12 protein-coding genes are annotated in these 12,278 nt (G+C 73.1%); 9 read left to right on the forward strand and 3 right to left on the reverse strand.

The window, feature by feature from the left end; all coding sequences use genetic code 11:
- A complete protein-coding gene (locus tag TBIS_RS08910) occupies positions 1–762 on the reverse strand; it encodes a hypothetical protein (RefSeq protein ID WP_241019630.1) in 762 nt (253 codons plus the stop codon).
- Positions 763–866: 104 nt separating this feature from the next.
- On the opposite strand from TBIS_RS08910, the gene TBIS_RS08915 reads away from it, so the two are divergent.
- The 7 genes from TBIS_RS08915 to TBIS_RS08945 all read left to right on the forward strand — a co-directional run bounded on the left by TBIS_RS08915 (position 867) and on the right by TBIS_RS08945 (position 7,318).
- On the forward strand, positions 867–1,907 hold the full coding sequence (locus TBIS_RS08915) for an AAA family ATPase (protein ID WP_013132040.1): 1,041 nt from the start codon (positions 867–869) through the stop codon (positions 1,905–1,907).
- Positions 1,904–2,860 carry a DUF58 domain-containing protein gene (locus tag TBIS_RS08920; protein ID WP_050760479.1) on the forward strand — a complete coding sequence of 319 codons (957 nt, stop codon included), beginning with the start codon at positions 1,904–1,906 and terminating at the stop codon, positions 2,858–2,860. The genes TBIS_RS08915 and TBIS_RS08920 overlap by 4 nt, the downstream gene beginning before the upstream one ends.
- Positions 2,857–3,804: a VWA domain-containing protein gene (locus TBIS_RS08925; protein ID WP_013132042.1), complete on the forward strand. Its 948-nt coding sequence runs from the start codon at positions 2,857–2,859 to the stop codon at positions 3,802–3,804. Before TBIS_RS08920 ends, TBIS_RS08925 begins: the two co-directional genes overlap by 4 nt.
- A gap of 114 nt (positions 3,805–3,918) precedes the next feature.
- Positions 3,919–4,530 carry a class I SAM-dependent methyltransferase gene (locus TBIS_RS08930; RefSeq protein WP_013132043.1) on the forward strand — a complete coding sequence of 204 codons (612 nt, stop codon included), beginning with the start codon at positions 3,919–3,921 and terminating at the stop codon, positions 4,528–4,530.
- A complete protein-coding gene (locus TBIS_RS08935) occupies positions 4,527–5,081 on the forward strand; it encodes a TrmH family RNA methyltransferase (protein ID WP_013132044.1) in 555 nt (184 codons plus the stop codon). The genes TBIS_RS08930 and TBIS_RS08935 overlap by 4 nt, the downstream gene beginning before the upstream one ends.
- A 32-nt stretch (positions 5,082–5,113) precedes the next feature.
- Entirely contained in the window at positions 5,114–5,956 is an 843-nt protein-coding gene (locus TBIS_RS08940; protein ID WP_013132045.1) for a glycerophosphodiester phosphodiesterase family protein, read from the forward strand.
- Positions 5,957–5,971: 15 nt separating this feature from the next.
- On the forward strand, positions 5,972–7,318 hold the full coding sequence (locus tag TBIS_RS08945) for an MFS transporter (protein ID WP_013132046.1): 1,347 nt from the start codon (positions 5,972–5,974) through the stop codon (positions 7,316–7,318).
- A 352-nt stretch (positions 7,319–7,670) separates the two neighbouring features.
- Here TBIS_RS08945 and TBIS_RS08950 read toward each other — a convergent pair whose 3' ends face one another.
- Together TBIS_RS08950 and TBIS_RS08955 are read right to left on the reverse strand one after the other, a co-directional pair.
- Positions 7,671–8,894: an acetyl-CoA C-acetyltransferase gene (locus TBIS_RS08950; RefSeq protein WP_013132047.1), complete on the reverse strand. Its 1,224-nt coding sequence runs from the start codon at positions 8,892–8,894 to the stop codon at positions 7,671–7,673.
- 100 nt (positions 8,895–8,994) lie between these two features.
- Entirely contained in the window at positions 8,995–9,900 is a 906-nt protein-coding gene (locus TBIS_RS08955; protein WP_013132048.1) for a LysR family transcriptional regulator, read from the reverse strand.
- 350 nt (positions 9,901–10,250) lie between these two features.
- Here TBIS_RS08955 and TBIS_RS08960 point away from each other — a divergent pair, with 350 nt between their 5' ends.
- Together TBIS_RS08960 and TBIS_RS08965 are read left to right on the forward strand one after the other, a co-directional pair.
- Positions 10,251–11,411 (forward strand): acyl-CoA dehydrogenase family protein, encoded by a 1,161-nt coding sequence (locus TBIS_RS08960; RefSeq protein WP_013132049.1) that lies wholly within the window; start codon positions 10,251–10,253, stop codon positions 11,409–11,411.
- A gap of 174 nt (positions 11,412–11,585) precedes the next feature.
- Positions 11,586–11,930 carry an RNA polymerase-binding protein RbpA gene (locus tag TBIS_RS08965; protein ID WP_013132050.1) on the forward strand — a complete coding sequence of 115 codons (345 nt, stop codon included), beginning with the start codon at positions 11,586–11,588 and terminating at the stop codon, positions 11,928–11,930.
- Positions 11,931–12,278 lie beyond the last annotated feature (348 nt).

Genomic DNA, 12,278 nt, shown 5'->3' on the forward strand with positions numbered 1-12,278 from the left:
TCAGATCGGCGCGCCCTCCTCCTCGGACTCCCCGGGCACCGGGGTGGGGCTCGCCGAGCCGTCCTGCGACGGGCTGGGGCTGGGGGACCGCTCTCCCGGCTCGGGGCTCGCCGGCTGGGGCGGCGGGGTCGGCACGAAGTTCGTGGCGGGCAGCGGCCGGGGCGGTGGCGGCTCGCCGTCGGTGCGGAACATGAGCCACAGCAGCAGGATGAGCACGGCCACGAGCGCGGTGAGCAGCGCGGAGGCGAGGAGCACGGCCCGCTGGGTCGCGACCGGGGGCGGCGGCGGGGGCGGCGGCGCCGGCAGGGCGGGCAGCGGGTGGCCGGTCCAGTAGGGCACGAAGTCGGGCCCGGTCCGCTCCCCGGTCAGCATGCCCGACACCACCACCTGCTCGAGGAACCGCTCGGCCCCGGGTTCGCCGGGCAGGTACGGCACGGCCACCCAGGGCGCGTCGCCGTCGTCCATCGCGAGGATCTCGGGGCAGGCGGCGGCCGGACGGCCGCGGAGCCGGCCGGCGAGCGCGGTGCCCCAGCCCAGCGGCCCGCCGCGCTGGATCCGGGCCGCCTCCCGCAGCGCGGCGACGAACCGGCCCCGGGCCGCCGGGTCGCGCGCGGCACCGGTGTTGAGCACGGCCACGGCGACCTCCCGGCCGTCGGGCGCCTCCCCCAGGTAGACCAGGCCGGCCGGCTCGGACCGGAGCCGTGCCCGCAGTACGAACGGCCCCAGGCGGGGCGGGTCGCCGTACTGCAAGGGTGTGAGCATGCCCCTCATCAAAACACAACGTCACCGCCGGTGTCGGCACCTGTGCCGGTGGGCAAATCGGAGAGAAGTGGATTCTCCCGCAGAGTCACGATTGAATAACGCGCATGACCGTTGCCGATGAACCCGGTGAGCCCGGGCTGGAGGACGCGCGCTGCGCGCGGGCCCAGACGCCCGACACGCACCTGCTGCGCGAGGTGCTGGCCGAGGTCCGGCGGGTGATCGTGGGCCAGGAGCACATGGTCGAGCGGCTCCTGGTGGCGCTGCTCGCCCGCGGCCACTGCCTGCTGGAAGGGGTGCCGGGGGTGGCCAAGACCCTCGCCGCGTCGACCCTGGCGACGGTGGTGGGCGGGACGTTCGCCCGCGTGCAGTTCACCCCCGACCTGGTGCCGAGCGACATCGTCGGCACCCGCGTCTTCTACCCGAGCTCCGAGCGGTTCGACATCGAGCTCGGCCCGGTCTTCGTCAACTTCCTGCTCGCGGACGAGATCAACCGCGCCCCGGCGAAGGTGCAGTCGGCGCTGCTGGAGGTGATGGCGGAGCGGCAGGTCACGCTCGCCGGGCGGACGTTCCCGCTGCCGCGCCCGTTCATCGTGCTCGCCACGCAGAACCCGATCGAGTCCGAGGGGGTGTACCCGCTGCCCGAGGTGCAGCGGGACCGGTTCCTGTTCAAGGTGCGGGTGGACCACCCCACCGCCGAGGAGGAGCTGGAGATCCTGCAGCGGATGAGCGTCCGGCCGCCGGTGCCCCGGCGGGTGCTCGACCCGGAGCGGCTGCTGCGGCTGCAGGAGATGGCCGACCAGGTGTCGGTCCACCGGCTCGTCGCCGACTACGTGGTGCGGCTGGTCATGGCGACGCGCCGGCCTGCCGAGTTCGGCATGCCCGACCTGGAGGACGTGATCGAGATCGGGGTGAGCCCGCGGGCGACGCTCGGCCTGATCGCCGCGGGGCGGGCCCTCGCGCTGCTGCGGGGCCGTGACTATCTGCTCCCCGACGACGTGCGGGACGTGGCGGTCGACGTGATGGCCCACCGGCTGATGCTCACCTTCGACGCGCTCGCCGACGATGTCGACCCCGCGGCCGTGGTGCACCGGATCCTGCAGGCCGTACCGCCCCCGCTGGCGGTGTGGAACCAGGACGCGCGGTGAGGCCGGCGGAGGGCCGGGTGGGGCCGCTCACCCGGGAGCGGACGCCGGAGCGGGCGCTGCGACGGCTGGAGCTCACCGTGCTCCGCCGGCTCGACGGGCTGCTGCACGGCCGCCACCAAGGGCTGATCCCGGGACCGGGGAGCGAACCCGGGGACGTGCGGGTGTACGTGCCGGGCGAGGACGACGTGCGCCGGATGGACTGGGCGGTGACCGCGCGCACCTCCGAGCCGCACGTCCGCGACCTCATCGCCGACCGGGAGCTGGAGACCTGGGCGCTGGTGGACCTCACCGCGAGCATGGACTTCGGCACCGCCGAGCTCGCCAAGCGCGACCTGGTGATCGCCGCGGTGGGCGCGCTCGGCATCCTCACGGCCCGGGTCGGCGACCGCTTCGGCGCGTACGTGCTGTACGGCGGGGCGGTCCACCGCTACGCGGCGCGGCCGGGCCGGGCCGCGCTCTACGGGCTGCTCCACTCGCTGATGTCCGTGCCGCCGTCGGGCGGGACGGCCGAGCTCGGCCCGGCGATCGACATGCTCTCCGCCGCGCACCCCCGGCGCGGCCTGCGGGTGATCGTCTCGGATTTCCTCGAGCCGCCCGGGGCGTGGGAGCGGCCGCTGCGCCGGCTGAGCGCCCGGCAGCAGGTGCTCGCCGTGGAGGTGATCGACCCGCGCGAGCTGGAGCTGCCCGACGTGGGCCTGGTGACGTTCACCGACCCGGAGACCGGCCGGTCCCGGGACGTGCGGCTGACCCGGCGGCTGCGCGCGGCGTACGCGGAGGCGGCGGCCGCGCAGCGGGAGGCGAACCGGGCGGCGCTGCGCCGAGCCGGCGCCGGGCACCTGGTGCTGCGGACCGATCGGGACTGGGTGGCCGACATCGCGCGGTTCGTGCTGCGGCAGCGGCGCGCCTCGCACGTGCTGCGCCGCTCGGCCGCCGCGAGGGGGGTGGCGGGATGACCTTTCTCTCACCCGGGTGGCTCTGGCTGTTCGTCCCGCTCGCGCTGCTGTGCGCCGCCTACGTGGCGGCCCAGTTCGCGCGCCGCCGCTACACCGTGCGGTTCACCAACCTGGCGCTGCTGTCGCTGGTCGCGCCGGAGCGCCCGGAGTGGCGGCGGCACGTCCCGGCCGCGCTCTTCCTGGTGATGATGAGCCTGCTGATCGTGGGGGCCGCCCGGCCGGCCGGGGAGGTGCGGGTGCCCCGAGACCGGGCGACGATCATCATCGCGGTGGACGTGTCGCTGTCGATGGAGGCCCGGGACGTGGCGCCGAACCGGCTCATCGCGGCGAAGGAGGCCGCCCAGCAGTTCGTGCGGGACCTCCCCGAGCGGTTCAACGTCGGGGTGGTGGCCTTCGCCCGGACGGCGGCGGTGGTCATCTCCCCCACCACCGATCACGCGGCGGTGACCAACGCGATCGCGGGGCTGACCACCCGCCCCGGCACCTCGATCGGGGAGGCGGTGTTCAACGCGCTCGACTCGATCCGGTCGTTCGACCGGGAGGCGGCCACCGACCCGCCGCCGGCCGCGATCGTGCTCCTCTCCGACGGGGACAACACCTCGGGCCGCCCGGTGAGCGAGGCGATCGAGGCGGCGGCGAACGCCAAGGTGCCGGTCTCGACGATCGCGTACGGCACGCCGGACGGGTACGTGATGATCGACAACCGGCCGGTGCAGGTCCCGGTGAACAAGGCCGCGCTGCAGGAGCTGTCGGAGGGCACGGGCGGCCGGGCGTACACCGCCGAGTCCGCGAGCGAGCTGCGCGAGGTTTACCAGCAGATCGGCACCTCCCTGGGCTACACGATCGAGCACCAGGAGATCACCCAGCGGTTCGTGCTCGCCGCGTGCGTGGCCGGGCTGCTCCTCGCCGTGTCGGCCCTGGCCTTCGGCACCCGCCTCCCCTGACCTGTGGACATGCGCCGCCTGGCGCGGCCTTGTGGACGCGTGCCGGCCGTACGGTTTCCACAGGACCGTGGACGGGGTCACCGGCCCGCGCCGCGCGTTGGTACGTTTGGGCGCGTGGCCCACTACTTCGAGGAGCACCCGCAGGCGGCGAGCCGGCCCGGGACGGTCACCCTCGTCCTGCCCGACCTGCACCTGCGGCTGGAGACCGACCGGGGGATGTTCTCCCCCGGCCGGATCGATCCGGGCACCCGGGTGCTGCTGGAGACCGCCCCGCCCCCGCCGCCCGAGGGGAACCTGCTCGACCTCGGCTGCGGGTACGGGTCGATCGCGTTGACGCTGGCCATGCGGGCGCCGGGTGCGACGGTGTGGGCCGTCGATGTGAATCGCCGGTCGCTGGAGCTGTGTGCGCGGAACGCCCAACGCGCCTGCCTTTACAATGTAAGGACAATGCATGCCGATGAGATGCCGGGCGACGTCCGGTTCACCGGCATCTGGTCCAACCCGCCGATCCGGATCGGCAAGGCGGCCCTGCACGCGCTGCTCACCCGGTGGCTGGACCAGCTCACCCCGGATGGGGTGGCCTACCTCGTCGTGCAGCGGCACCTCGGCGCGGACTCGCTGCACCGCTGGCTGAACGACCAGGGCTGGGCCACGACGCGGCTCGCCTCGCGCACCGGCTACCGGGTGCTGCGGGTGGCCGCCCGGGAGGGAGGAGGGGATCGATGAAGACCGCCCCGGCGCGCCGGCAGCTTCGGCCCACCGACGTCAAGCGGCTCAACCGCTCCTGGCGCTGCCGTACCCACAACCGCCTCGGGCTGATCCTCGAGTCGGTGACCGGCCCGTTCAACGTCGGGTCGGTGTTCCGCACCGCGGCCGCGTTCGGGGTGGCGGCCATCCGCCTGGCCGGGAACGCGACGCCGCCCACCCACCCCAAGGCCCAGAAGACCGCCCTGGGCACGGACCGGCTCGTCGAGTGGCACGCGCCGGTGCCGGTCACCCAGGCGATCGCGGCGATGCGGGAGGACGGGTACCGGATCGTCGCGGTCGAGATCACCGGCGACGCCGTGCCGATCTACGAGGCCGACCTCGACGGGGACGTCTGCCTGCTGCTCGGCGCGGAGGAGCACGGCGTCTCCCCCGCCGCGCTCGAGGCGGCCGACTCCGTGGTCTACATCCCGCAGGTCGGCCGGGTCGGCTCGGTCAACGTGGCGGTCGCCGCCGCGATCGCGATGGCCGAGGCGAGGCGTCAGGAATGGCGGTCATTGGACCACCCGTGACCCAAATGTTCACTTGATCGCATTCCCGCTTGATGCGGGAATCGGCATACTCTCACCTCGTGCATCGCCGTTTCGCGTTCCTCGATCATCCCGGGCCGATCGCCTTCGCCCACCGGGGTGGCGCGGCGGAGGGCCACGAGAACACCATGAGCGCGTTCGAGCGGGCCATCAAGCTCGGCTACTCCTACCTGGAGACCGACGCCCACGCGACCGCGGACGGGGTTCTCCTCGCCTTCCACGACCACACCCTCGACCGGGTCACCGACCGGACCGGCCGGATCGCCGAGCTCCCCTACCGGGAGGTGCGCAAGGCCCGGATCGGCGGCAAGCACGAGATCCCGTTGATCGAGGACCTGCTCGGCACCTGGCCGGACGTCCGGTTCAACATCGACGTCAAGGAGAGCTGGGCGATCCTGCCCCTCGCCCGGGCGATCCAGCGCACCCGCGCGCACGACCGGGTCTGCATCTGCTCGTTCTCCGACCGGCGGCTGGAGCAGGCGCGCAAGGCCGTGGGGCGGGAGATCTGCACCGCGCTCGGCCCGCGCGGGGTCCTCGCGCTGCGCGCCGCCTCCTTGGGGAACGGGTACGGCAGGCTGCTCGCCGGGCTCGCCCGCCAGGGCATCCCCTGCGCCCAGGTGCCCGCCGGGTTCCGTGGCTTCCCGATCATCACGCGGTCCTTCATCCGCACGGCCCACGCCCTCGGCATGCAGGTGCACGCCTGGACCGTCGACGACCCCGCGACCATGGAGCGGCTGCTCGACCTGGGGGTCGACGGCATCATGACCGACAACATCACCGGCCTGCGCGAACTGCTCCGGGCACGCGGGCAGTGGCACGCCGGGGAACGGCAGGGCACCCGTAAGGCGAGCGCCTGATAGGAGAACGCGCCAATGACCACCCCCCGGGTCAGCGACGAGGAGCTCACCTACGACCGCCGCGAGCAGCGCGGCTGGTACTGGTACGACTGGGCGGACTCGGCGTTCAGCACGACCGTCCTCACCGTCTTTCTCGGGCCGTACCTCACCGCGGTGGCGACCACCGCCGCCGGCGGGGCGGACGGCTTCGTCTCCTTCCTCGGGCTGGAGCTGCGGCCGAAGGCGTACTTCACCACCATGGTCACGATCTCGGTGCTGCTCCAGATCGTGATCATGCCGATCATCGGCGCCCTCGCCGACCACACCGGCCGCAAACGCGGGCTGCTCGGCGTCCTCGCCTACTTAGGGGCGTTCGCCACCATCGGGTTCTACTTCGTCTCCGGCGACCGCTACCTGCTCGGGGGCGTGCTCTTCCTCGTCGCCAACGTCGCGTTCGGGGCGGCCCGGGTCGTCTACGACGCCTTCCTGCCGCAGATCGCCGCTCCGGACGACCGCGACGCCGTCTCCAGCCGGGGGTGGGGGTTCGGCTACCTCGGCGGCGGCCTGCTCCTCGCGCTCAACCTCGCCCTCTACCTGAGCGGCCAGGTCGACGAAGGGCTCGCGGTCCGGATCAGCCTCTCCTCGGCCGGCCTGTGGTGGGCGCTGTTCACGATCCTGCCCATGCTCCGGCTCCGCGACCGCCGGCCCGACGGCGGGTACCCCACCGCCGCGCAGGCCATCGGAGGGAGCCTGCGCCAGCTCGGCCGTACCATCGCCGAGCTGCGCCGCTTCCCGCGGACCCTGCTCTTCCTCGCCGCCTACCTCGTCTACAACGACGGCATCCAGACGATCATCAGCTTCTCCGCCACCTACGCCGAGCACGAACTCGGCCTGGGCAAGAGCACGCAGATCTCCGCGATCCTCATGGTGCAGTTCGTCGCGTTCTTCGGCGCGCTCGCCCTCGGGTGGCTCGCCGCCCGGCTGGGGACGAAGCGCACCGTGCTGGCGAGCCTCGTGATCTGGATCGCGGTGGTGAGCTCCGCCTACTTCCTGCAGGCGGGCGCGGCCATCCAGTTCTACGTGCTCGCGTTCTTCATCGCCCTCGTGCTCGGCGGCACCCAGGCGCTCTCCCGGTCGCTGTACTCCCTCGTCATCCCGAAGGGCAAGGAGGCCGAGTACTTCAGCCTCTACCAGATCAGCGACAAGGGATCGGCCTTCCTCGGCTCGCTCGTGCTCACCCTCGCCCTGCAGCTCACGGACAGCTACCGCCTGGCCATCCTGTCGCTCATCGTGTTCTTCGCGCTCGGGTTCGTGCTGCTCCTCGCCCTCAACATGCCCCGGGCCATCCGCGAGGCCGGCAACGAGGTCCCCGAGCACATCTGAGCGGCCCGTTCCGGTGCGCCGCGCTGGTGGCGGGTGCGCCGGCGGCCGGGCCCGGGCCGGGTTCGGCGGGCGGCCCCGGTGGCCTGCCCGCTGCTTCGCCGGGATGACCTCACGAGCACTTGCGCGGTGGAGCCGGGCCGCCCGGTCTGCGCATCCGGGCGGAGGGGTGCGCCGCCGCGCCGGCGGCCGCGCTCGCCGCACCGGACTCACGGTGGCGGAGGGTGCGGGCCCACGGGCCGATGCGGGCGGATGGGCGGGGTGCGCGGGGCGTTCCGGGGTGCGCGGGGCGTTCCGCGGCCCGGCGGACGCGGCCAGGGGGCCTGGCGGACGCGGCCCGGGGAGACCCGCCCGCTCACGCCGGGACGCGCTCGAACACCGCGGCGAGCCCCTGGCCTCCGCCGATGCACATGGTCTCCAGCCCGTACCGGGCCTCCCGCCGCTGCATCTCCCGCGCCAGCGTGGTGAGGATGCGCGCCCCGGTCGCCCCGATCGGGTGGCCCAGGGAGATCCCGGACCCGTTGACGTTGATCCGCTCGTGGTCCGCCTCACCGAGACCGAGCTCCCGGAGGCAGGCGATCACCTGGACGGCGAACGCCTCGTTCAGCTCGATGAGGTCCATGTCGGCGAGGGACAGCCCGGCGCGCTCGAGCGCGGCGCGGGTCGCGGGCACCGGGCCGATGCCCATGGTCTCCGGCGCCACGCCCGCCCGGGCGAACGAGACCAGCCGCACCAGCGGGCGCAGGCCGAGCCGTTCGGCCGTGCCGTACGTGGTGACGAGGCAGGCGGCCGCGGCGTCGTTCTGCCCGCTCGCGTTCCCCGCGGTGACCGTCGCCTCCGGGTCGACGTCGATCATGATGGGGCGCAGCCGGGCCAGCTTCTCCAGCGTGGTGTCCGGCCGGGGGTGCTCGTCGGTGGTGACGACCGTCTCGCCCTTGCGGGTGCGCACGGTGACCGGGACGATCTCCTCGTCGAACAGCCCGGCGGCCATCGCCCGGCAGGCGCGCTGGTGGGACCGGAGCGCGAGCGCGTCCTGCTCCTCGCGGGAGATCCCGTACGCCCGGCGCAGGTTCTCGGCCGTCTCGATCATGCCGCCGGGGATCGGGTGGTGCACGCCGCCGGCGGTGACCCGGCCGCGGGCGAGGGAGTCGTGGAGCTGGAGGCTCGGCGAGGTGATCCCCCACCTGCCCTCGTGCGTGTAGTACGGGGCGGCGCTCATCACCTCCACGCCGCCCGCGATCACGATCGAGCTGAACCCGGCCTTGATCTGCATGGCCGCGTCGAGCACTGCCTGAAGCCCGGAGCCGCAGCGGCGGTCGATCTGCACCCCGCCCACCGTCTCCGGCAGGCCCGCGTCCAGCGCGGCGACCCGGCCGATGGCGGGCGCCTCCGAGCTGGGGTAGCCGTGGCCGAGGATCACCTCGTCGACCGCGTCCGGGGAGATGCCGGTGCGCTTGACCACCTCGGCGATCACCAGCGCGGCGAGCTGGGCCGGGCGCATGGTCGCGAACACGCCACCGAACCGCCCGATGGGCGTGCGCAGCGGCTCACAAATCACGATGTCGGACTTATTAGGCATGTGATCCTTTCGTCAGGCCATACGGACAAGGCCGACCATGCCACCGGGCGACTTATGGCGTCCAATACCTATTCGACATCAGATCAAGACCGGAACCGAATCAATCGGTGGCCGGTCGCGGGGTCGGCAGGGCCTGCTCCGCGACCGCCAGCACGGCCCGCAGCGCGGCAGAGGGGTTATCGGACCGCCACGCCAGCGCCGCCTGGAGCCGGATGCCCGGACCGGCGAGCCGGCGGTAGACCAGGCCGGTCTGCTGGACGTGCAGGCACGAGGAGAGCGTGAGCGTCACCCCGACCCCGGCGGCCACCAGCGCGAGGATCGTGTAGGAGTCCGGCGCCTCCTGCACGATCCGCGGGTGGAACCCCGCGTTCACGCACGCCTTCACCGTGGCGTCGCGCAGGCTCGAGCCGGCGTTCGCCGGGAAGCTGACGAACGGCTCACCCGCGAGATCGGCGAGGTCGATCCGGTCGCACCCGGCGAGCGGGTGGTCGGCGGGCAGCGCGCAGACGAGCTCCTCCTCGCCGATCACTCTGGTCTCGATCCCGGGCGTGGTGACCGGCAGGCGGACGAACCCCAGGTCGAGGCTGCCCTCCGCGACCTTCGCCAGGGCGACGTTGGCGTAGGTCTGCCCGAGCAGCACGAGCTCGATCCCCGGGTGCGCGGCCCGCACCGCCCGGGTGAGCAGCGGCAGGGTGTTGTGGCTCGACGCGCCGGCGAACCCGATCGTGACGCGCCCGTACTCGCCCCGCCCGGCCGCCCGGGCCGCGCGCGCCGCGAGGTCGAGGTCCTCCAGCACCTTGCGCGCCGGCCCGAGGAACGCCTCGCCCGCGCTGGTGAGCCGCACCGAGCGGGTGTTGCGCTCGAAGAGCTGGACGCCGAGCTCCCGTTCCAGCTGGCGGATCTGCTGGCTCAGCGGCGGCTGGGCCATCTGCAGGCGCCGCGCCGCCCGGCCGAAGTGCAGCTCCTCGGCCACCGCGACGAACGCGGTGAGATGGCGGATCTCCATCGCTGCTCCCGTCCACACCCACCCGGGAATCCATAAGTCCTCGATCTTAATTCGATCCCGATTCGGTATTGGACAGCAATCAATGGTCCCTGGCACCGTGGACCGGATCCCCCCATTCGCCGATCTTCCGGAGGAGCACGACCATGGGTGCGATCCCGCCACGGCGCCCACGCCCCACCCGCCCGGCGCCGCGTCCCCCGGCCCGCAGGAGCGCCCACCCCGCCCGCTGAGCGCCGCACCGGTCCCCTCGCGGGGACCCACGGCGTGCCTGACGACCGACGCCGGTGCCGCGGCACGCCCGGCCCGGCCGCTGCGTGAGATCACCGTCCACGACCAAGGGAGACCAGCCGATGCTCTCGAACGACTTCGGGCTCACCGAGACCCAGCGCGGCTTCAGGCGGTTGGCCGCCGAGTTCGTCGACAAAGAGATCATCCCCCACGCCCGGGAGTGGGACCGGCGCGAGCAGGTGGACCGGGCGATCGTCAAACGCCTCGGCGAGCTCGGCTTCCTCGGCCTCACCCTGCCCGAGGAGTACGGGGGTGTCGAGGCGGACATGCTCTCGTACGTGCTCGTCACCGAGGAGCTCGGCCGGGGCGACTCCGCGGTGCGGGGGATCGTCTCCGTCACCCTCGGGCTGGTGGCCAAGACGATCGCCGCGCACGGCACCGAGGAGCAGAAGCGGGAGTGGCTGCCCCGCCTGACCAGCGGTGAGGCGCTCGGGTGCTTCGCCCTCACCGAGCCGGGGACCGGGTCGGACGCCGCCTCCGTCTCCACCCGCGCGGTCCGGGACGGCGGCGACTGGGTGATCAACGGCGCGAAGATGTTCATCACCAACGGCACCTGGGCCGACCTCGCGCTCACCTTCGCCCGCACCAGCGAGAAGGGGATCACCGCGTTCCTGGTGCCGACCGACACGCCGGGCTTCCGCACCACCGAGATCCACGGCAAGCTCGGGCTGCGCGGCCAGGCCACGGCCGAGCTCACCTTCGACGAGGTGCGCGTCCCGGACTCCGCCCGGCTCGGCGAGGTGGACCGCGGGCTCGGCATCGCGCTCGGCACGCTCTCCCGGGGCCGGATCTCCGTGGCCGCGGGCGCGGTAGGCCTCGCCCAGGGCGCGCTCGACGCCGCGGTGCGGTACGCCACCGAGCGGACGCAGTTCGGCCGGCCGATCGCGTCGTTCCAGCTCGTGCAGGAGCTGCTCGCCGACTCCGCCGCCGAGATCAAGGCGGCGCGCGCCCTCACCCATCAGGTCGCGCGGATGGTGGACGCCGGCGCCACGCCCAAGGAGTACGCCACGGACGCCTCGATCGCCAAGTACTTCGCCAGTGAGATGGCGGTGCGCGTCGCCAACAACTGCCTCCAGGTCTTCGGCGGCTACGGGTACATCGACGAGTACCCGGCCGGGAAGTACCTCAGGGACGCGCGGGTGCTCACCCTCTACGAGGGCACCAGCCAGATCCAGAAGCTGATCATCGGCCGTGATCTCACCGGGGTGAACGCGCTCACCTGAGCACGCGGCCTCCCGGTCGCCGGAATCCCCGCCCCGGCCCGCGTTTCATCGGCATCGGACACCGATCGATGGGATTGGATCACGCCTTCCCTGGGAATCGAGAGACGGTGGCAGGCGTTGAACGCGGTGGCGACATACCCCTCTACGCGCGGGGACCTCAGGAGGCTTGAGAACATGGGCGAGCGTGCACTTCGCGGTACCCGGCTCGGTGCGACCAGCTACGAGAACGACCGGAACACCGACCTGGCGCCGCGCCAGGAGGTGGAGTACACGTGCCCGAAGGGCCATCGGACGGTCGTGCCGTTCGCCGCGGAGGCCGAGGTTCCGGCCACCTGGGAGTGCCGGCGCTGCGGTGGTACCGGGGTCCGCGCGGACGCCGAGTTGCCCCCGCCGAAGAAGACCAAGCCGCAGCGGACTCACTGGGACATGCTGCTCGAACGGCGCACCATCGAGGAGCTGGAAGAGGTGCTCAATGAGCGTCTCGCCATCCTCAGGGAGCAGCGCCGGAAGAGCGCGTAGCCCGTACGCCAGGGTCCCATGCGGGTCCGACGGCCGGCGGCCGGGCAGTGTGGCGGACCGGCACAGGCCAGGGTGAGGACCGGGCGGTCAACGCGTATCAGCCGAAACGTCCCCGGTGGCCGTGACCACCGGGGACGTTTTTCATGACACCGAAGTCCCTTTTCATGACGCCGGCGTCCTTCGGGGACGCTCGTGCCGTCGGCTTCCTGTGATGGAGCGGGTTCGCCGTGAGGCGCTCGCGACGCCGCCCACGCGGCTCCGCGCACCCGAGCCGGCGCCGCATTCCCGGCCGGCCCGCCCGGCCTCATTCCTTCCGGCCCGCTCGCCGCCGGTGCCGCCCCGGCCCAG

Origin of the sequence: Thermobispora bispora DSM 43833, from assembly GCF_000092645.1 — a bacterium.
GTDB lineage: Bacteria > Actinomycetota > Actinomycetes > Streptosporangiales > Streptosporangiaceae > Thermobispora > Thermobispora bispora.

Bases quoted from the DNA above. Each gene is read 5' to 3' on its own strand.
- TBIS_RS08945 (WP_013132046.1), top strand. From the start codon at position 5,972: ATGACCACCCCCCGGGTCAGCGACGAGGAGCTCACCTACGACCGCCGC.
- TBIS_RS08955 (WP_013132048.1), bottom strand. From the start codon at position 9,900: ATGGAGATCCGCCATCTCACCGCGTTCGTCGCGGTGGCCGAGGAGCTG.
- TBIS_RS08925 (WP_013132042.1), top strand. From the start codon at position 2,857: ATGACCTTTCTCTCACCCGGGTGGCTCTGGCTGTTCGTCCCGCTCGCG.
- TBIS_RS08950 (WP_013132047.1), bottom strand. From the start codon at position 8,894: ATGCCTAATAAGTCCGACATCGTGATTTGTGAGCCGCTGCGCACGCCC.
- TBIS_RS08940 (WP_013132045.1), top strand. From the start codon at position 5,114: ATGCGGGAATCGGCATACTCTCACCTCGTGCATCGCCGTTTCGCGTTC.
- TBIS_RS08935 (WP_013132044.1), top strand. From the start codon at position 4,527: ATGAAGACCGCCCCGGCGCGCCGGCAGCTTCGGCCCACCGACGTCAAG.
- TBIS_RS08910 (WP_241019630.1), bottom strand. From the start codon at position 762: ATGCTCACACCCTTGCAGTACGGCGACCCGCCCCGCCTGGGGCCGTTC.
- TBIS_RS08965 (WP_013132050.1), top strand. From the start codon at position 11,586: ATGGGCGAGCGTGCACTTCGCGGTACCCGGCTCGGTGCGACCAGCTAC.
- TBIS_RS08960 (WP_013132049.1), top strand. From the start codon at position 10,251: ATGCTCTCGAACGACTTCGGGCTCACCGAGACCCAGCGCGGCTTCAGG.
- TBIS_RS08915 (WP_013132040.1), top strand. From the start codon at position 867: ATGACCGTTGCCGATGAACCCGGTGAGCCCGGGCTGGAGGACGCGCGC.